Below are 18,629 nucleotides of genomic sequence, written 5' to 3'. Positions count from 1 at the left end.
GGCTACAGTCCCAGGGTGGCTTTGGCGATGATATTGCGCTGAATCTCGTTGCTACCGGCGTAGATCGAGCCGGCGCGGTCGTTGAAGTACCGCAGCGGGGCGACCGCCTGCCACTCCTCGCCGGAGACGAAACCGTCTGCGGGCGCGGTGAAGTCGGCGACAGCGGCACCGGGCATGGTGGCGTGCGGCTGATACGCGCGACCGCGCGGACCGGCGGCCTCCAGGGCCAGTTCGGTGAGCGTCTGGCTCAGCTCGGTGCCCAGGATCTTGATGGTGGAGGCGGCCGGGCCCGGGTCCTTGCCGCTGGAAACCAGTGCGAGCGTGCGGTATTCGAGGATCTCCAGCACATCGGCGCGCAGGCGGGCGTCGGCTAGCTTGTGTGCGAAGGCCGGGTCGTCGATGAGCGCACCGCCGTTCGGGCCGGGCTGATCCTTGGCGGCCTGCGCCAGCTCCTCGGCCATCACCTGGAGCATCGGGGCCGCCGCGCCGCCGCCGCGCTCGAAGTTGAGCAGGAACTTGGCCACGGTCCAGCCGTCGTCGATCTGCCCGAGGATATTGGCCTGCGGGACGCGGACCTGGTCGAAGAAGACCTGGTTCTGCACCTGCTCGCCGGAAGTCATGACCAGCGGGCGGATTTCGATGCCCGGGGTGCGCATGTCGATGAGCAGGAAGGTGATGCCCTGCTGCTTCTTGGCCTGTTTGGAGGTGCGGACCAGGGCGAAGATCCAGTTGGCCTCGGTGGCGTGGGTGGTCCAGATCTTGGAGCCGGTGACCACGAAGTCCTCGCCGTCGGCGACCGCGGCCATGGACAGCGACGCCAGGTCCGAACCGGCCTCGGGCTCGGAATAGCCCTGGCAGAAGAAGACCTCGCCGGTGAGGATGCGGGGCAGGAAGAAGTCCTTCTGCTCGCGGGTGCCGAAGGCCATGATGGCGTGCGAGACCATGCGAATTCCCATGGGGGACAGGTTCGGTGCGCCGGCCAGGGTGCATTCGCGGCCGAAGATGTAGTGCTGGGTCAGGCTCCAGTCGCAGCCGCCGTACTTCACCGGCCACGCCGGGGCGGCCCAGCCCTTTTCGTGCAGGATGGCCTGCCACTTCATGCTGGCTTCGTGATCCGGATAGACGCTGGTCGCCAGCCGTCCGGCACGTCGAAGATCGTCGGTTAACTTTTCGTCGAGGAAGCTGCGCACTTCATCACGAAACGCCAGATCGGCAGGCGACCAGTCGAGGTCCACGATGACTCCTTGTCCGAGAACTGCCACTAACGATCGCATCACATCACCCCTGCTGGCAAATGTGCTGGCACCCGCCATCACTTCAATCCCTTGACATTCCAATGTGGAGGTTTATTCTTGGCCTAACGTTCCACAATGGAATATCTGGCCCGATCGCACCGTTAGGCACCGACATGGACATCACCACCGGCACCCGCGCCTCCGACACCGAACGCGCCCACATCGCCGACCTGCTGGGCCGCCACCTCGCCGAAGGCCGCCTCGACCTGGCCGAATACAACGACCGCCTCACCCAGGTCTACGCGACAACCACCCGCGAGGACCTCCAACTGGTCCTCCAGGACCTCCCCAAGCTGTCGAAGGCAGTTGCGCCCCAATCCGTCTCGCGTACCCGCTTCCCCATCTGGCAGCAGATCGAGGGCAGCGCCTGGCTCGGCGTAAGCCTCCTGTGCCTGTTCATCTGGGCCGCAATCTCCCTCGCCGCAACCGAATTCACCTACTTCTGGCCCGTCTGGGTCATCGTCCCCTGGGGCGCCGTCCTCGCCTTCCGCGCAGTCATGGGCTGGGAGTCCTCGGCCTGGAACCGCTCCCGCACCCACTGAGCCCGGCGGCCGCCCCCGGCCGCCCGCTCAAACCCGGTGAAGGCGCTCAAATCCCCTGAAGGCGTTCGAATCCCGTGGAGGTGGGCCATGCCCACATACACAGTCCTGTTAACCCTGCACATAATCGTCGGCACCCTCGGCCTACTCCTAGGCCCCATCGTCGCCTGGACCGACCTCAAATCCCCGCCGCCCCCGTCCACCCGGCCGCCCCCGTCCACCCGGCCGCGTCCGCCGACGTGGCCGCCTGCGCGGATGTGGCCGACCGTGCGCCGCAGTGGGTCCGCACCCCCAGCGAAGCGGCACCCCACCACCTGGTGGCCCTGGTACCTGAAAACCCTTGCCGCCATCTGCATCACAGCCACCGTCATGGTCCTCTGGCACCGCCCCGACCTCTGGTTGCTGATCCCAGTCTCAGCCCTCACCTACGCCCTAGCCGACCTAGGCCACCGAGCCCGCCGCCGCCGAAGCGCATGGACCCACGCCTACGTCCACGGCCTAGGCGGCTCCTACATCGCCCTCTGGACAGCAACCCTCGTCGTAGCCTTCGCCCTGAACGGCCCCCTCTACGGTGCGGCGCAACTGATTGCCTGGATCGGCCCAACCCTCATCGCCCTCCCGCTCCTGGAACTCTGGCGACGCCACCTCCCCACACTGATCGCCGCTTGACCCCACCGCGTGTCCGATGGCGAGTCGCTCCGAAATCGCTGCGGGAGCACAGCTTCGGCGTAGGTTGCCCGAACATGGCTGCCGATCAGAACAATTGGCACGACGCCTACTTCCGGCGCGTCATGGACAAGCGTGAAAACGCTACCGCCGAGTTGCAGACAGTGATGTCGAAAGCCATGGCGGCGCGCATCGAGTGGGAGACGCTGGAGTTGCAGCAATGCCATTTCGTCTCGTCCGACCTGCGCGTACGTCTCAGTGATCTGCTGTACCGCGCCCGTATCGACGGCCGCGAGGCGTTCATCTACGTCCTGATCGAACATCAAAGCCGCCCACACCCGCTGATGCCGTTCCGGATGCTGGAATACATGGTTCGCATCTGGAACCGGTACATAGCTGAGCATCCCAAGACCGACATGTTGCCCGCAGTGATCCCGGTCGTCGTATACGTCAGTCCCGAGGGCCGTCGTTGGAGCAAGCCGACCGAGTTGGCCGACCTGATCGACGTCGACCCCGCTACCCGCGAGGCATTCGGCGAGTACCTCCCTCATTTGCGCTTCCTTATCGACGATCTGACGGCGGAGCCTCTGCAGGCCATCCTCGCGCGCGACCAGCCCTCCGAGGCACGCACAATGTTGGCGCTGCTGAAGACCGCCCCGGGAAATCGCTATCTGGGCGACGTATTGAAGCTCCTGCTCCCCGACCTGGACGCCATATTGGCGGCGTTCGACGGCAAGGAAGCCCTGATATCCGTAGTGACGTACATTCGTGGAGTCAGCGAAATCCGTGAATCCGATCTCGAGTCCATCGTTGGACAGCTCGGACCCCAAGCCATGGAGGTCATCATGACGACAGCAGACCGCCTCCGCGCTCAAGGTCGCGCTCAGGGTCGCGCCGAAGGCATCGAAGAAGGCATCGCGGAAGGTGAGGCCAAAGGGCGCATCGAAGAGCGTGCGGAGATGCTGATCGAACTCCTGGCGATCAAGTTCGGGACGCTGACAGACCAGACCGTCGCCACCGTCCGGTCCGCGGACCCGGAGGCGCTGCGGATCTGGTCCGCGCGCGTGCTGACCGCGGACAGCCTCGACCAGGTCTTTCAGTAGCGGGCGGTGTCCGGGTTTCATCCTCCTTCGATTCGGGTGCGTTCGGCGAGATCCTCTTTCGTCTGCGGCGAACGGGTCTCGCGTCAGTGCTCGATCAGTCGCGTTCGGAGTGCGGCCGCGAACCAGTCGAAGGTAGGAGCTAGGTCAGGGAGTGGGGGCCAGGCGTTGATGGTTGCGACGAGGTGCCAATAGCGTTCTACGCGAGGGTCGTTGGCGATTTCGAGACGCTTCAGGATCCATTCGCGGAGCGGGCGGTCGTCGGGCTTGTCGAAGGTTTCGGAGTAGCGGGCTGTCAGTTCGTCGATGATCGCCGCGGCGGGTGGGCTGTCGGGGGCGATATTCGCCGCCAGCGCCTTGCCGACCCGGTCGCGGACGGCTTCGGTGAGGTCGTGGTGGAGGCCGGTGTCGTCGCCGGCGGCGCGTTCCTTGGCTTGGTATTCGGCCATGCGGCGGATGGCGGTGCCGGAAGTCGTTGTCTTGCACCAGGTCTACCAAATCCATCCAGGCGCCGACCTGTTCCGGGGTTGGGTCGTCGGGGAGTTCGGGCATGGTGGTGCGGAGGAGTTCGACTACGGCGGGGTTGCCGTCGACGGCGCCGAAGGTGTTGTCGATGAAGTCGTGGATGATGCGGTCGCGTTCGGCTTCGGACAGTTGGACCAGCTTGTTCATGAATCCCATCTCCGTTTCGGATGATTCCCGTTTGGCTACCGCTCGCAGGACCGCGCGGCGCAGGCGTAGGACGCGGATTTGGACGTCCACCGCTTCGGCGTGGGCCGCGGCAACCTCGGTGAGGGAGGTTTCGCGGGACAGGACGCGGCGCACGGTGGCCAGGTCCATGCCGAGTTCGCGCAGGGTGCGGACCAATTCGAGGCGTGCGACGGCCTCGAGGTCGTAGAGGCGGTAGCCGCCGGGGCTGAGCATGGTCGGCGGAACGATGCCCTTGTCGGAGTAGAACCGAATGGTCTTGACCGTCAGGCCCGTCCGCTCGGCCAGCGCTCCGATCGTGTACAGCGTTTCGTCGTCCATGCGTGCAACCTTCGTGCTTCCCCTTGGTGGAGACTCAAGTCTTTTCTGTCCGGATTCGCGATGTGGCTGGTGGGGCGGGGAATGACGGGATGGGACGCGAAGTTCGGCATACTCGGGGCAATCGCGGGGGAGCGGGTAGTCTGGGCCGCTGTGCACCTGAAGAGTCTGACGCTGAAGGGGTTCAAGTCCTTCGCGTCCGCGACGACGTTGCGATTCGAACCCGGGATCACGTGTGTGGTCGGGCCCAATGGGTCGGGGAAGAGCAATGTCGTCGATGCGCTCACCTGGGTGATGGGTGAGCAGGGCGCGAAGGCGCTGCGGGGCGGGAAGATGCAGGATGTCATCTTCGCCGGCACCGCGGGCCGCGCGCCGCTCGGTCGTGCCGAGGTCACGCTGACCATCGACAATTCCGACGGGGTGCTGCCCATCGAGTATTCGGAGGTGTCGATCACGCGCCGCATGTTCCGCGACGGCGCGGGCGAGTACGAGATCAATGGGAACTCCTGCCGCCTCATGGATGTGCAGGAGCTGCTGAGCGACTCCGGTATCGGCCGCGAGATGCACGTCATCGTGGGTCAGGGCCAGCTGTCGGCGATTCTGGAGTCGCGGCCGGAAGATCGGCGCGCGTTCATCGAGGAGGCTGCGGGCGTGCTCAAGCACCGGCGGCGCAAGGAGAAGGCCGTCCGGAAACTGGACGCCATGCAGGCGAATCTGGCTCGCCTCACCGACCTCACCACCGAACTGCGCAGGCAGCTGAAGCCGCTGGGCCGGCAGGCCGAGGTGGCACGGCGCGCGGCGACCGTCCAGTCCGAATTGCGTGATTCCCGATTGCGCCTGGCCGCCGACGATCTGGTGACGCGCCGCCGCGAACTCGAGAGCCAGCAGAGCAAGGAGGCCTACGCCCGCGAGCAGCAGGTCAACGTCCAGGCCGAGTTGGATGCCGCGAATGCCGCGCTCGCTCAGCAGGAATTCGAGCTGTCCAAGCTGACGCCCAGCGCCGAGGCCGCCGCCCAGACCTGGTTCCAGCTGTCCGCTTTGACCGAACGTGTCAATGCCACTATCCGCATTGCGAAAGATCGCGCGCGCAACCTCACCATCGAGCAACCCACCGGCACCGGCCGCGATCCCGAACAGCTGGAGCGCGAGGCCGACCGCGTCGAGGCCGAAGAGGCCGAACTGCGCGAAGCGGTCGAAATGGCCACGGAGACTCTCGAAGCCGCCCGCGAACAACTCCACGAGCGCGAACAAGCCGCCAAGGCCGCCGAACAGGCCCACCTCGCCGCCGTCCGCGCCATCGCCGACCGCCGCGAGGGCCTGGCCCGCCTCTCCGGCCAGGTCGACACCCTGCGCTCCCGCGCCCAGTCCGTGGACGGCGAGATCACCCGCATGTCTGCGGGCATCGCCGAGGCCCGCCGCCGCGGCGAGGAGGCCAATGCCGAATTCGAGGCCGTCCAGGCCGAACTCAGCGAACTCGACGCGGGTGAGGAGGGCCTCGACACCGCCTACGAGCACGCCGCCCAGGCCCTCGCGCTGGCCGATCAGCGCGTCACCGAACTGCGCGAGAAGGACCGCGAGGCGGGCAAGCGCGTCGCCTCCCTCACCGCCCGCATCGAGGCCCTGACCATGGGCCTGCGCCGCAAGGACGGCGCGGCCTGGCTGCTCGAACACCGCACCGACGGCCTGCTCGGCCCGCTGTCCGGATTGATCCGCGTGCACGGCGGATTCGAGGCCGCGGTCGCCGCCGCCCTCGGCCCGCTCGCCGACGCCGTGGCCGCCGACACCGGCCCGTCCGCCCACGCCGCCGTCCGCGCCCTGAAGGAATCCGACGGCGGCCGCGCCGCGCTGGTCTTCGCCGGTGCCTCGGATATCGCTGCCGGACAGCCGGATTCGCGACTACCGGGCGCCGCCCGCTGGCTGTCGGAAGTGGTGGACTGCCCCGCGAACCTGCGCGGCGCCATTACCGCGCTGACCGCCGGAATCGCCGTCGCCGACGATCTCGCCACCGCCGCTCAGGTCATCGCCGCCCGCCCCGAACTGCGGGTCGTCACCCGAGAGGGCGACCTCACCGGCTCCGGCTGGGTGCTCGGCGGCTCCGACCGCGCCCCCAGCCAGCTCGAGGTCCAGGCCGAGATCGATTCCGCCAAGGACGAATTGACCTCCTGGCAGCGCCAGGCCGAGGAACTCGAGGCCGCCCTGTCCGGCGCGCTGGCCGAGCAGACCGACCGCAAGGAAGCCGTCGACCACGCGCTGCTCGCCCTACACGAATCCGATCAGGCCCTGGTCGCCATCTACGACCGGCTCGGCCGCCTCGGCCACGCCGCCCGCAGCGCGCAGAAGGAATCCGACCGCCTGCTGGCCCAGCGCGCCGACGCCGAGACCGGCCGCGAGGAAACCCTGGCCAAGCTGGCCGAACTCGAGGAACGGCTGCGCCATGCCGAATCCGAGCAGGACGGCATGGATCCCGAGGCCGCCGGCACCGAGACCGCCGGGTACGCCCGTGAGGAGGCCGCCGCCGCCCTCGCCGAGGCCCGTTCCATGGAGGTCGAGGCCCGCCTGGCCGTCCGCACCGCCGAGGAGCGCGCCGAATCCGTGCGCGGCAAGGCGGATTCACTGCGCCGCGCCGCGCGCGCCGAACGCGAGAACCGTCAGCGCGCCGAACGCGCCCAGGCCGCCCGTCGTCAGGCCGCCGCCGTGGCCGCGGTGGTCGCCGAATCCGCGGAGAAGGTGGCCGCCGAACTCGAGCAGGTGGTCGCCCAGGCCGGTGTCCGCCGCGACGAATTGGTCCGCCGCCGCACCGAATTCGCGGCCCAGGTGGAGCAGACCAAGGAGCGTTCGCGCGCCCTCGCCACCCAGCTGGCCCAGCTCACCGACGCCGTGCACCGCGACGAGGTGGCCCGGGCGCAGGCCGCCCTGCGCATCGAGCAGGTCGAGACGAATATCGCCGAACAGTTCGGTCTCTCGCTCGAGGACCTCATCGCCGAATACGGCCCCGACGTCCCCATGCCGCCCACCGCGCTGGAGATGATGGAGTACGAGGCGGCCCGCGAACGCGGCGAGAATGTCAGCGAACCGCAGCCCATGCCCTACGACCGCGCCACCCAGGAGCGCCGCGCCAAGCGCGCCGAGAAGGACCTCACCACGCTCGGCAAGGTGAATCCCCTTGCGCTGGAGGAGTTCGCGGCTTTGGAAGAGCGCTACACCTTCCTCAACACCCAGCTCGAGGACGTCAAGAAGGCCCGCCAGGACCTGATGGACGTCGTCGCCGAGGTGGACGAGCGCATCCTGCAGGTCTTCACCGAGGCCTACGAGGATGTCGAGCGCGAATTCACCGGCGTCTTCGGCCGCCTGTTCCCCGGCGGTGAGGGCCGGCTGCTGCTCACCAATCCGGCCGACATGCTCACCACCGGCGTCGAGGTCGAGGCCCGCCCGCCGGGCAAGAAGGTCAAGCGGCTCTCGCTGCTCTCCGGTGGCGAGAAGTCCCTCGCCGCAGTCGCTTTCCTGGTGTCGATCTTCCGCGCCCGCCCCTCCCCGTTCTATGTCATGGACGAGGTCGAAGCGGCGCTGGACGACACCAACCTGCGCCGCCTCATCGGCCTGTTCGAGCAGCTGCGCGAGAAGAGCCAGCTGATCGTCATCACCCACCAGAAGCCGACCATGGAGATCGCCGACGCCCTCTACGGCGTCAGCATGCGCGGCGATGGCATCACCCAGGTCATCTCGCAGCGCATGCGCGGCGAGCAATTGGTCGGCGCGACACCCTGACGGGGGACTCTCGCATTCGTTTGTGAGAGTTGCCCAGCCTGTCCCGGTGAGCGGGAATTCTGGTGCGGGGCAAAGTGAAACGCCTGCGCGTCGCACGGGGTCGGCGCTAACGTCCGGCCCCATGAGACGCTCCCTCGCCGTAGTGGCCGCCGGACTCGCCGTCGGCCTCGTCGCCCCGCTCCCCGTCGCCCTCGCCGATTCCGGATCCTCCGGCTCGGCCTCGGGGTCCGGCACCGGATCACTGTCCGGCTCGGGCGGCAGCGGCAACCTGCCGCCGGAAAGCCAGTGGATCGCCGACGTCACCGCCGTCGCGAACGAGGCCCAGACCTACCTGACCACCGCGCTGCCGGGCGCCACCAAGCCCGCGATCGTCTTCGACGTCGACAACACCGTGCTCGAGACCAGCTACCACCCGGGCCCGATCACCCCCGCCATCCCGCCGATCCTGAAGCTGGCGCAGTGGGCGAAAAGCCAAGGCGCGGCGATCATCTTCGTGACCGGGCGGCCGTCGCTGATGAACTTCTACACCCAGATCAACCTGAGCTCGGTCGGCTACTCCGTCGACGGGCTCTACGGCGGCGGGCTGACCACCGGCTCCAGCGGGGCGGCCGCGCTCGCCGAGTACAAGACCGCCACCCGCGCCGCCATCGAGGGGCAGGGGTACACGATCGTCGCGAACATCGGCAACAGCGCCTCCGACCTGTCCGGTGGCCACGCGCAGAAGACCTTCAAGCTGCCGGATTACGACGGCGCACTGGCCTGATCGGCCGAATCCGTCGACCACCAGGTCGATTCCGGTGACCCGGGGCGAGGAGACCGCGCGCCTCCTCGCCCCGGGTCTCGCTCGGCCGGACCTCCGGGTCTCGCTCGGCCGGGCCCCGGAACTCACCCGTTCAACAGCGACTTCAACCGCGCCGCACCGGTTTCGGCGAGCCACGCCTCGAGTGTCCGCAGGCCAGGGTGGATTTCACGGAGCGCCGGGATATCGGCATGCCAGCGCTGGCCCTCTCGTGCCAGCCGCCAGACGGCCACCACTTCCGGGCCGAGCGCCTCGGCCTCGGACTCCGGAGCCTCCTCGTAGCGCACCGGCTGCCCGATCGCCGCGCCGACCACCGCCGCGGCCTCCGGCATGAGTCGGGCGTCACCGGCCAATTCCAGGATCTCCCCGTGGAATCGGGCCGGATCGTCGAAGGCCAGCTGCGCGAACACCGCGATATCGTCGACCGCGATGGACTGGATCGGCTGATCGGACGGGAACAGATGACGGTTCACGCCATTGTTGATGCCGTCGAACGGGAAGTTCTGGATGAGGTAGTTCTCGAAGAACCGGACCGGTCGCAGAATCGTCCAGTGCAGTCCGCTCTCGCGCAGCACCGCCTCCACCTGTCGCTTGCCCTGCGCACCCCATCTGCCGTCGTCGGTCAGCGACGCGACAGTGGTGAAGACGATGAACTCCACCCCCGCGGCCTTCGCGGCCTCGATGAATCGGGTCCCGCGCTCGACCTCCAAATCGACGTCCCAACCCGTCGGCCCGTACGCCGCGGGCGGCACCAGAAACGCCGAACCCACGCCCGCCAGCGCGGCCTCGATGGATTCGGGAGTATCGAAGTCCCCAACAGCGACCTCCGCACCCGCCGCCGCAAGCTCCTGCGCGCCAGCCGATTCCGGATCACGCACCAAAACCCGCACCCGCCGCCCAACCTCCAGCAGCCGCCGCGCGGTAGCCCCGCCCTGCTTCCCGGTCGCCCCGGTCACCAGGATCAGATCGTCACGAGCAGTCACTTCATCAAGAGAAGACATTGTCGCCTGTCCGTTCGGTAGTATTCGGGTCGGTCGACCCGTATCCGAAAGCTAGATCCACCCGTTTCCGGTTGGCCACCACCGGAAAGGACCCGCGTAACGAAATGTCCGCGCCTACCGTCACCACCCAACCCCGACCGGCGACCGCCCAATCCCGCACCGCGACAACTCAATCTCGTGAATCGGCCGGCCAAGCCCGCGCGACGCCGAACTCGCGTGCCGACGCGCGCCGCAATCGCGCGCTGGTGTTGGCGGCGGCGCAGCGGGCCCTCTCCGAGGATGGCGTCTCGGTCTCGCTGGCCGAGATCGCGCGGCGCGCCGGAGTCGGAGCGGGCACCGTCTATCGGCATTTCCCCACCAAAACCTCGCTGCTGGAAGCGGTTATGCAGCAGCGCATCGACCGGCTCACCGGCCTGGCGCATCGCCTGCGCGACGCTCCCGATGCGGGCGCGGCGTTCTTCTCCTTCTGCACCGAGGTGATCACGTCCTCGCACCGCAATCAGGCGGTGTGCGACATGGTCAGCAATGACGGCTGGCCGCGTGAACTGGTCGCCGATGCCGGGGTGCGCTTCCACACCGCCCTCGGCGACCTGCTCATCGCCGCCCAACGCCAGGGTGTGGTCCGCTCCGACCTCACCGTGCCCGACGTCCTGGCCCTCTACACGGGATGCGTTGCCATCCAACGCCTCACCCCAGACCTGGAGCTGTCCCGCCCCGCCGCCATGGTCCTCGACGCCATGCGGGCGCTCCCGCAAACAGACCCCGTAACGAAACCTCGAAACCCAGCCCCCGTCCGAGACGAAACCCTCCCGCGTAACGAAACCCCGCCCCGTGCCGGTCGCCCGACCCCGCACTGCCCGATCTGCACCACCCCCATCCGCCCCACGGCAACCGGCCGCCCCGCCCGCTACTGCTCCCCTGCCTGCCGCCAGAAGGCCCACCGCCGCCGCCACACCCCCCAAATCCCCTAACCCCACCCACCCCGCTCGTATCGCCGAGCGGCACATCCTGGAGGGGATTTGTCCGATATCTACCTAATCTCGCCTCAAGGATGTGCCGCTCGGCGAAGCGGTGGGTGGGCCCGGCCGCGCGCCTGGCCTTGTCGCGGTGGGAGGGGGATTTGGGGTGAGGTTAGGGGGTGATGTGAAACCCGTTGGGGCTCTTCGTGACCTGGGTGTGTCCGAAACGGTGCGAAGGTGTGACGAGCCGGGTTCTAGGGTGAAAAATGCTGGTAGATGGGGATATTTGAGGGGTTTGTAACGACCCGCAAACGGGGAGTGGGGAAGTACGCTCCCTGCGTGGTTTGGGTGTCGGCCGCGGCGTTCGGTGTCGCATGGTGGCTCGGTTTGTATCTGCTGGCGCGGGATCCGCGAAAGCCGTTGTTACGCAGGGCGGCCGGTGGGCTATTGGTTTACGCCGCGGGGGTGGTGATCGACCGGCTGGCCGGGGGAAGTCCCTGGTTCGACGGGGTGCGCATCGTGCTGGTGTGCGCGCCGGTACTCGCCTTCAGCGGAGTGTTCGTGCGGCTGTTGCCGGCCCGTGCGGTCGAACGCGTGGACCGGGTGTGGCGGGTCGGGTTGCTGCCGGTGTGCGCGGTCCTCGCCATGCCCGCGGCGGGCGGATTCCTGCCCGCCGGTTATGTTTTGGGCGCGATCACGCTGCTGGCGCTGCTCGGCACCATGCTGGGCATGCTCGGACAGCAGGCCGACTGGATCGAGGACTCGCGGCGCTCGGCGGCCGGATTGCTCACCGTCGGCGCGTTGCTGCTCGGCCTCAGCGCGGCGCTGATCCTGTTGGGGCTCAACGTGCTTCCCAGTACCGCCATGCTCTCGGTGCTGGCCGCCGACCTGGTCGTGCTCGGTCTCGGCATCGCGGTACTGGACGCCTTCGACGAGGGAGAAGCCGTGCGCGCAGCCATGATCCACTCCCTGGTCGTCTCGGCGGCCACCGCGGCGGTCTTCGGCGGTCAGGCCGCACTCGCGCTCACCCTGGCAGGGGAGCGGCCCGCCCTGGTGGCCCTGTTCTTCGGCGCCATCGCCGCCGCCATCACCCTGCAGGTGCTGCATGTCCCGCTGCAGGCCGGAGCCGACCGGCTGGCCTTCTCCGACCCGCGGCTGTTCGCGGCACGCGTCGAATTGCGCAGCGCCACCGAGGCTTTGCTGCGCAAGGGCGATGACGGCGGCGCGCACAACGCCGTCAGCGTCACAGGATCTTGATCGACCGTGTGGTCCGATGCACCGGCGAACCGGACCGCTTCTCGTTGTCGTGGAAGACGTCGACATTGCCCGAATACCCGGTGTGGTCATAGAAGTCGACGGTCCGCCCGGTCCGGTTCCACAGGGAGACCGGGTTGCCGTCGATCCGGGTGGCGCCGATATCGGGGATGTCGGACCGCACCACCGTCATGTGCCCTTCACCGTCGGGCTGGTCGAACAGGCACAGCGTGCCCACCGGGCACCGGTCGTACCAGGCCGATTCCACCTCCACCGTCAGCGAACTGATGGTGCGCAGGTCGAAGATGCCGGCGCCGGTGCGGCGACCTCAGGCTCGCGGTGGCCGCGGCGGCCCCGAGCGCTGGACCGAACAGTCGCTTCTTGATGGACATCGGATTCCCCCTCCGGGATTCGCGCGGCCGGATTCGGCCGCGCCCTCACGGTGCGGGGATGCGCCAATGGCGTTCCAACGACGGACTATTCGCGCAATCGGGACATGCGCGGGTCGGATCAGAGCAGGTCGCTCACATCGTCGGGAACGTCGACGGCGTATTTGCGCAGGGTGTCCATCGGAACGACCTCGAGCGCGTTCTCGTGCGTGGCGGCCAGCACCACCGGTGCGGCCACCCCGTCCTCGTGGGCGTGCAGCCATCTGACCGCCACCACGCACCATCTGTCGCCCGGCTGCAGGCCGGGGAAGTTGTTCTCGGGCCGCGGGGTGACGAGGTCGTTGCCGATCGACTTCTGGTGCTCCAGGAACTCCGCGGTCACCACCGTGCAGACGGTGTGGCTGCCCAAATCCTCGGGGCCGGTGCTGCAGCATCCGTCCCGGTAGAAGCCGGTGAGAGGATCGGTGCCACACTCCTCCAGCGGTCCCCCAAGCACATTTCGATCGGTCACGTCGCCGATCCTATTGTCTCGGTGTCGCATTCGCCGCTCCTTCCGCACTGTGGCACGTAGTCGAGCAGACCGGTCGGTAGTTGTTGGGATTTCCAGGCCCCACCCCGGCGTGTCGACGGTTCGCACGGCATAGCTGTGTGATAAACGACACTGCCCTCCGGGGCGTCCGCAGGTGTGTGAAACGCGTCGATAGGTGTGTGAAACCGGCAATACAACTGCCTCTGAAAGGATGGGGGCGTGACGACTGCTGAAGTTTGGATTCTCATCGCGGCCATCGCCGCGGTGCTGCTCGTGGCGCTGGTCGCCGGATATGCCCTGAACAAGCGCCGGCGGATCTCGCTGACCCCGGAGGTCACCGAGACCAAGGAAGTGACCGACCGGTCCGGCGGCTACCAGGCCTCGAGCGGATTCAGCTTCAGCCAGGGCAGTGCGACGGAACGCGAAAAGGTCCCCGCGACCAAACCCAAGCCCAAGCCCCTCCCGCCCGAGCGCACCGACGACGAGGGCCAGCCCCACATCGGCGACGACGCCGCCGTCCCCCGCGACGCCGCCAAGCGCAGCATCACCAACGTCCCCCTCCCCGACCCGGTCCAGGGCCCCGAACCCGCCCAGACCGACGAGGCCGCAGCGTCCGTCACGCCGACCGAGTCCACCGCCGCCCAGGGAGACCAGGCCGCCTCCGCTGCTGGTAAGACCATTCCGGATGCCGCTGGTAAGACCACTTCGGGCACCCACGCCCAGGCGGGAACGGCCGCCACCGATAACGCGGCTCCGAGCGAATCCGCATCGCCCGCCGCAACTTCTGTCCCGGGTGATGCCGCCGCGGGTGCGGCCAGGGACGAATCCGGCTCGACCACTTCGGCTTCAGTCGCCGAGAACGCCACGAGCCCGGCGGGCGCGCAGCAGAGCACCACGCCGACTGCCTCCGAGGCGCGCGTGGAGGCGGTGGAGGCCGCAGGACAGGCCGGTGAATCCGCCGCCGATCGTGGCGCGGGCGAGGTTGCCGAGCAGCCGGTTTCGGAAGAGGCCGCGGCCGAGGAAGCCGCGGAGGCCGCTGTTGCCGCCGCGGAGGTGGCTGCGGGTGCCGAGGCCGCGGTCAAGGCCCGGGCTGGGGCACCGACCGTCGCGTCTGAAACCGCTGCTGCCGCTCCGGCTATCGCGGAGATCGAGCCGACTTCGGGGCGTCTGACTCGCTTGCGGGGTCGGCTGTCGCGCTCGCAGAACGCCGTCGGCAAGTCGTTGCTCGGCTTGCTGGGTGGTGGCGATCTGGATGAGGAGTCGTGGGAGGAGATCGAGGACACGCTGGTCATGGCGGACCTCGGTACCGCCAGCACCGCTGTCATCGTGGATCGGCTGCGGGAGGAGATGGCTGCTCGGACGGTGCGGACCGCGGCCGAGGCGCGGGCGCTGTTGCGCGGGGTGCTGATCGAGGCGCTACGGCCGGAGTTGGATCGGTCGATTCGGGCTTTGCCGCATGATGATCACCCGTCGATTCTGCTGGTCGTGGGTGTGAACGGCACCGGAAAGACCACTACCACCGGCAAATTGGCGCGGGTGCTGGTCGCCGACGGGCGGCGGGTGCTGCTCGGTGCGGCGGACACGTTCCGTGCGGCCGCCGCGGATCAGTTGCAGACCTGGGGTGAGCGCGTCGGTGCGGAGACCGTGCGCGGCAAGGAGGGCGCGGATCCCGCGGCCGTCGCGTTCGACGCGGTCTCGGCGGGTATCGATCGCGGGGTGGATGTCGTGCTCATCGACACCGCCGGTCGCCTGCACACCAAGACCGGTCTGATGGACGAGCTGGGTAAGGTCAAGCGCGTCGTCGAGAAGAAGGCCGCGGTGGACGAGGTCATCCTCGTGCTGGACTCCACGGTCGGCCAGAACGGTCTCATGCAGGCCCGGGTCTTCGCCGACGTCGTCGACATCACCGGTGTTGCGCTGACGAAGCTGGACGGAACCGCCAAGGGCGGCATCGTGTTCCAGGTTCAGCACGAGCTCGGCGTACCGGTCAAACTGGTCGGTTTGGGCGAGGGCGCGGATGATCTTGCTCCGTTCGAGCCCGGCGCCTTCGTCGACGCACTCCTCGGATAACGGCCCCTGAGCTGCATCGTTACCGAATTCAACATCAACCTCACAATGTCGTCGTAACAGTGGCGCGGTTTCGGAAACGTGACCGCAACACTGCAATCTCATCCGTTCACCTACGCGAAACGCCGCAGGATCACGGAGGAAACACCGACTGACGAATCTCATTGCAGGCTTATTCGCAGGTTGCTGCGGGGCTGACGATGAGGAGGACAGTAAGGTGGCGTTTCCCATAATCGGTGCGGCCGACACCGGCGACACCGCATGGATGCTGGCGAGTTCAGCACTCGTGCTTTTGATGACACCCGGACTCGCGTTCTTCTACGGCGGCATGGTCCGCTCGAAGAACGTGCTGAACATGATCATGATGAGCATCAGCGCGATGGGCGTGATCACCGTCCTATGGGTGCTGTACGGCTTCTCGACGGCGTTCGGCGACGACAAGGGAAACCTGATCGGTGATCCGCTGCAGTACTTCGGGCTGAAGTCACTGATCGGCGGCACCTACCTGGCCAGTGCCACCGACCCGGCGGTCAAATCGGCGATCCCGCTGGCCGGCACCGTGCCCGCCACGGTCTTCGTCGCCTTCCAGCTGATGTTCGCGATCATCACCGTGGCCCTGATCTCCGGTGCGGTCGCCGACCGCCTGAAGTTCGGCGCCTGGGTGCTGTTCGCCGCCGTCTGGGGCACCGTGGTCTACTTCCCGATCGCGCACTGGGTCTTCGCCTTCGACGGCGTGACCGGTGAGCACGGCGGCTGGATCGCCACCAAGCTCAAGGCGATCGACTTCGCCGGTGGTACCGCGGTCCACATCAACGCCGGTATCGCGGGCCTGGTCCTGGCGCTCGTGCTCGGCAAGCGCAAGGGCTGGCCGCAGACCCCGATGCGTCCGCACAACCTGCCGTTCGTGATGCTCGGCGCCGGTCTGCTGTGGTTCGGCTGGTACGGCTTCAACGCCGGTTCGGCCGTCGGCTCGAACGGCATCGCGGGCGCCACCTTCATCACCACCACCGTCGCGACCGGTACGGCCATGCTGGCCTGGCTGCTGGTCGAGAAGATCCGCGATGGTCACGCCACCTCCCTCGGCGCCGCCTCGGGCGTCGTGGCCGGTCTGGTCGCCATCACCCCCTCCTGCTCCTCGGTCAACGTGGTCGGCGCACTGGCCATCGGTGCGGTCGCCGGTGTGCTCTGCGCCCTGGCGGTGGGCCTGAAGTTCAAGTTCGGCTTCGACGACTCGCTCGACGTGGTCGGCGTGCACCTGGTCGGCGGTATCGCGGGCACCCTGATGGTCGGCCTCGTCGCCGCGCCGGAGGCCCCCGCCGCGGTCACCGGTCTGTTCTACGGCGGCGGCTTCGATCAGCTGATCAAGCAGGCCGTGGGAGCCGGTGCGGTGCTTGCCTTCTCGGGCATCGCGACCCTGATCATCGCGCTGGCGATCAAGTTCACGATCGGCCTCCGGGTGAATGAAGAAGCCGAGTTCACGGGCTTGGACGAGTCGGAGCACGCAGAATCGGCATACGATTTCGCTGCTGTGGGTGGTGCGGCGCGCACCGCCGCCGTCAAGGAGGCATGACGAAAATGAAACTGATCACTGCGATCGTGAAGCCGTTCACCCTGGAGGACGTCAAGACCGGGCTGGAGCAGGCGGGCGTGCTGGGCATGACCGTCAGCGAGGTCCAGGGCTACGGACGCCAGAAGGGCCACACCGAGGTCTACCGCGGTGCCGAGTACTCGGTCGACTTCGTCCCGAAGGTCCGGGTCGAGGTGGTCGTGGACGACGCCTCCGTCGAGAAGGTCGTCGAGGTCATCGTCGAGGCCGCCCGCACCGGCAAGATCGGTGACGGCAAGGTCTGGGTCACCCCGGTCGACGCGATCATCCGGGTGCGCACCGGCGAACGCGGGTCCGACGCTCTGTAAATCGGATGCGGTAACTCGAGAGCGGATCCAGTGGCGGCCCCGGCCCCCGTCGGTGTCGAACCGGCGGAGGCGGGGCCGCCCCCATGTGGGCGAACCGAATGAGATGGGTGGTGGGTTGTGGGTTTTCAGCAAGCACGCGACGAGAAGGCCGAAGCCGACAAGGTTTCAGGTGGCGCTTCGGATCTGGTGAAGGCCCGTGACCAACTGCTGAGCGAACACAGCGCCGCCAACGGCCGCACGACCCGATTGGACGCCGAGGCGCTGCGGGAAGCGCTGGTGGACCTGTTCGAACTGTGGCTGACCACCAAGGGCCACGAGGTCGGCATCACCGCCGACAGCGGGCTCGCGATCGTGGCGGTGGGCGGATTGGGCCGCCGGGAAATGCTGCCCTATTCGGATCTGGATCTGGTGCTGCTCTACGACGACATCGACCCCAAGCGGGTCGCCGAGGTCGCCGATCAGCTCTGGTATCCGTTGTGGGACGCCCACATCAAGCTCGATCACAGCGTGCGCACCGTCCCGCAGGCGCTGCGCGTGGCCGCCGACGATCTCACCGCCGCCCTGGGCATGCTCGAGGCGCGGCACATCGTCGGCGACGAAGGACTGAGCAGTCTGCTCATCACCGGTGTCCGGCGGGACTGGCGTGCCGGCGTCAGATCCCGTTTCGATGCGCTGATCGAGCAGGCGCAAACCCGTTGGCGCAGAAGCGGAGACGTCGCCCACCGCGCCGAACCCGATCTCAAGAACGGCCGCGGCGGACTGCGTGACATCCAGCTGCTCGACGCCCTCGCCATCGCACAACTGACCGACGCCATGCCGGGGCTCGGTCCGGAAGTGCCGGGCGGCGGGCTGAAACAGGCGCATCGCCGCCTGCTGGACGTGCGCACCGAACTGCACCGGGTGGCGGGCCGGGCCCGTGACCAGCTGCGAGCCCAGGACGCCGACGAGATCGGGGCGGCCCTGCGCATCGGGGACCGCTTCGATCTGGCTCGGACCTTGAGCGATGCGGCCCGGACCGTCAGCTACTCCACCGACGTCGGGCTGCGCACCGCCGGGAACGCGCTGCCTCGGCGCGGACTCGCGCGACTGCGCCGGGTCCCGGTACGCCGACCACTCGATGAGGGGGTGGTCGAGCATTCCGGGGAGGTGGTGCTGGCGCGGGACGCGCGCCCGCAGCGTGATCCGGGGCTGGTCCTGCGGGTGGCCGCGGCTTCGGCGCAGACGGGGCTGCCGATGTCGGCCACCACGCTCAACCGGCTCGGGGAGGACGCGCCCGAGCTACGCGAGCCGTGGCCCAAGGAGGCGCTCAACGACCTGCTGGTGCTG

Annotated in this window: 17 protein-coding genes and 1 pseudogene; 12 read left to right on the top strand and 6 right to left on the bottom strand. The window is 68.0% G+C overall.

Going from position 1 to position 18,629, the window contains the following annotated elements; all coding sequences use genetic code 11:
- Window positions 1-2: 2 nt before the first annotated feature.
- Window positions 3-1,235 carry an acyl-CoA dehydrogenase family protein gene (locus ON43_RS24070; RefSeq protein WP_040811025.1) on the bottom strand — a complete coding sequence of 411 codons (1,233 nt, stop codon included), beginning with the start codon at window positions 1,233-1,235 and terminating at the stop codon, window positions 3-5.
- A gap of 173 nt (window positions 1,236-1,408) precedes the next feature.
- Between ON43_RS24070 and ON43_RS24065 the strand changes: the two genes are divergently transcribed.
- The 3 genes from ON43_RS24065 (at window position 1,409) to ON43_RS24055 (ending at window position 3,603) form a co-directional block, all read left to right on the top strand.
- A complete protein-coding gene (locus ON43_RS24065; protein WP_040811024.1) occupies window positions 1,409-1,837 on the top strand; it encodes a DUF1707 SHOCT-like domain-containing protein in 429 nt (142 codons plus the stop codon).
- An 87-nt stretch (window positions 1,838-1,924) separates the two neighbouring features.
- Entirely contained in the window at window positions 1,925-2,503 is a 579-nt protein-coding gene (locus ON43_RS44990) for a hypothetical protein (protein ID WP_051179069.1), read from the top strand.
- Window positions 2,504-2,577: 74 nt separating this feature from the next.
- Window positions 2,578-3,603, top strand: coding sequence for an Rpn family recombination-promoting nuclease/putative transposase (locus tag ON43_RS24055; protein ID WP_040811023.1), 1,026 nt, complete (start codon window positions 2,578-2,580; stop codon window positions 3,601-3,603).
- 83 nt (window positions 3,604-3,686) lie between these two features.
- Here ON43_RS24055 and ON43_RS46350 read toward each other — a convergent pair whose 3' ends face one another.
- The gene (locus ON43_RS46350; protein ID WP_245568722.1) at window positions 3,687-4,049 is read right to left on the bottom strand and encodes a hypothetical protein; all 363 of its coding nucleotides are present in this window, start codon (window positions 4,047-4,049) and stop codon (window positions 3,687-3,689) included.
- Here ON43_RS46350 and ON43_RS46345 point away from each other — a divergent pair.
- Window positions 4,048-4,296, top strand: coding sequence for a hypothetical protein (locus ON43_RS46345; RefSeq protein WP_245568721.1), 249 nt, complete (start codon window positions 4,048-4,050; stop codon window positions 4,294-4,296). The two genes, ON43_RS46350 and ON43_RS46345, sit on opposite strands and share 2 nt — an antisense overlap.
- Before the next feature lie 168 nt (window positions 4,297-4,464).
- On the opposite strand, the pseudogene ON43_RS46340 reads toward ON43_RS46345, so the two are convergent.
- Window positions 4,465-4,629: pseudogene (locus tag ON43_RS46340) on the bottom strand (MerR family DNA-binding transcriptional regulator); the annotation flags it as partial.
- Between the two features lie 150 nt (window positions 4,630-4,779).
- Between ON43_RS46340 and smc the strand changes: the two are divergent.
- On the top strand, window positions 4,780-8,391 hold the full coding sequence (gene smc / locus ON43_RS24045; protein ID WP_040811052.1) for a chromosome segregation protein SMC: 3,612 nt from the start codon (window positions 4,780-4,782) through the stop codon (window positions 8,389-8,391).
- A 121-nt stretch (window positions 8,392-8,512) separates the two neighbouring features.
- Complete coding sequence (locus ON43_RS24040) at window positions 8,513-9,154, top strand: HAD family acid phosphatase (RefSeq protein WP_040811022.1); 642 nt, start codon at window positions 8,513-8,515, stop codon at window positions 9,152-9,154.
- A gap of 122 nt (window positions 9,155-9,276) precedes the next feature.
- Here the strand turns inward: ON43_RS24040 and ON43_RS24035 are convergent, their stop codons facing one another.
- Window positions 9,277-10,173, bottom strand: a complete 897-nt coding sequence (locus tag ON43_RS24035; RefSeq protein WP_245568717.1) for an NmrA family NAD(P)-binding protein — start codon at window positions 10,171-10,173, stop codon at window positions 9,277-9,279.
- A 122-nt stretch (window positions 10,174-10,295) separates the two neighbouring features.
- On the opposite strand from ON43_RS24035, the gene ON43_RS24030 reads away from it, so the two are divergent.
- The gene (locus ON43_RS24030; protein WP_083913676.1) at window positions 10,296-11,162 is read left to right on the top strand and encodes a TetR/AcrR family transcriptional regulator; all 867 of its coding nucleotides are present in this window, start codon (window positions 10,296-10,298) and stop codon (window positions 11,160-11,162) included.
- 327 nt (window positions 11,163-11,489) lie between these two features.
- Complete coding sequence (locus ON43_RS24025) at window positions 11,490-12,407, top strand: hypothetical protein (RefSeq protein ID WP_040811021.1); 918 nt, start codon at window positions 11,490-11,492, stop codon at window positions 12,405-12,407.
- Here the strand turns inward: ON43_RS24025 and ON43_RS24020 are convergent.
- A complete protein-coding gene (locus ON43_RS24020; RefSeq protein ID WP_040811020.1) occupies window positions 12,394-12,678 on the bottom strand; it encodes a peptidase inhibitor family I36 protein in 285 nt (94 codons plus the stop codon). The genes ON43_RS24025 and ON43_RS24020 overlap by 14 nt on opposite strands.
- Window positions 12,679-12,914: 236 nt before the next feature.
- On the bottom strand, window positions 12,915-13,304 hold the full coding sequence (locus tag ON43_RS24015) for a DUF2237 family protein (RefSeq protein ID WP_033086087.1): 390 nt from the start codon (window positions 13,302-13,304) through the stop codon (window positions 12,915-12,917).
- A 237-nt stretch (window positions 13,305-13,541) separates the two neighbouring features.
- Here ON43_RS24015 and ftsY point away from each other — a divergent pair, with 237 nt between their 5' ends.
- From ftsY to ON43_RS23995, 4 genes are all read left to right on the top strand, one after another.
- The gene (gene ftsY, locus ON43_RS24010; RefSeq protein WP_040811019.1) at window positions 13,542-15,392 is read left to right on the top strand and encodes a signal recognition particle-docking protein FtsY; all 1,851 of its coding nucleotides are present in this window, start codon (window positions 13,542-13,544) and stop codon (window positions 15,390-15,392) included.
- Between the two features lie 262 nt (window positions 15,393-15,654).
- Window positions 15,655-16,959, top strand: a complete 1,305-nt coding sequence (locus tag ON43_RS24005) for an ammonium transporter (RefSeq protein WP_373283478.1) — start codon at window positions 15,655-15,657, stop codon at window positions 16,957-16,959.
- A gap of 5 nt (window positions 16,960-16,964) precedes the next feature.
- Window positions 16,965-17,303: a P-II family nitrogen regulator gene (locus ON43_RS24000; protein ID WP_040811017.1), complete on the top strand. Its 339-nt coding sequence runs from the start codon at window positions 16,965-16,967 to the stop codon at window positions 17,301-17,303.
- Window positions 17,304-17,420: 117 nt separating this feature from the next.
- Window positions 17,421-18,629 (top strand): [protein-PII] uridylyltransferase family protein (locus tag ON43_RS23995; protein ID WP_505778936.1); only part of this gene is annotated, 1,209 nt, incomplete at its 3' end.

This window comes from Nocardia concava NBRC 100430 (genome assembly GCF_000308815.1).
GTDB classification, from domain to species: domain Bacteria; phylum Actinomycetota; class Actinomycetes; order Mycobacteriales; family Mycobacteriaceae; genus Nocardia; species Nocardia concava.
The sequence above is the reverse complement of the archived record's forward strand: the minus strand, read 5'-3'. Positions and strand labels throughout refer to the sequence as shown.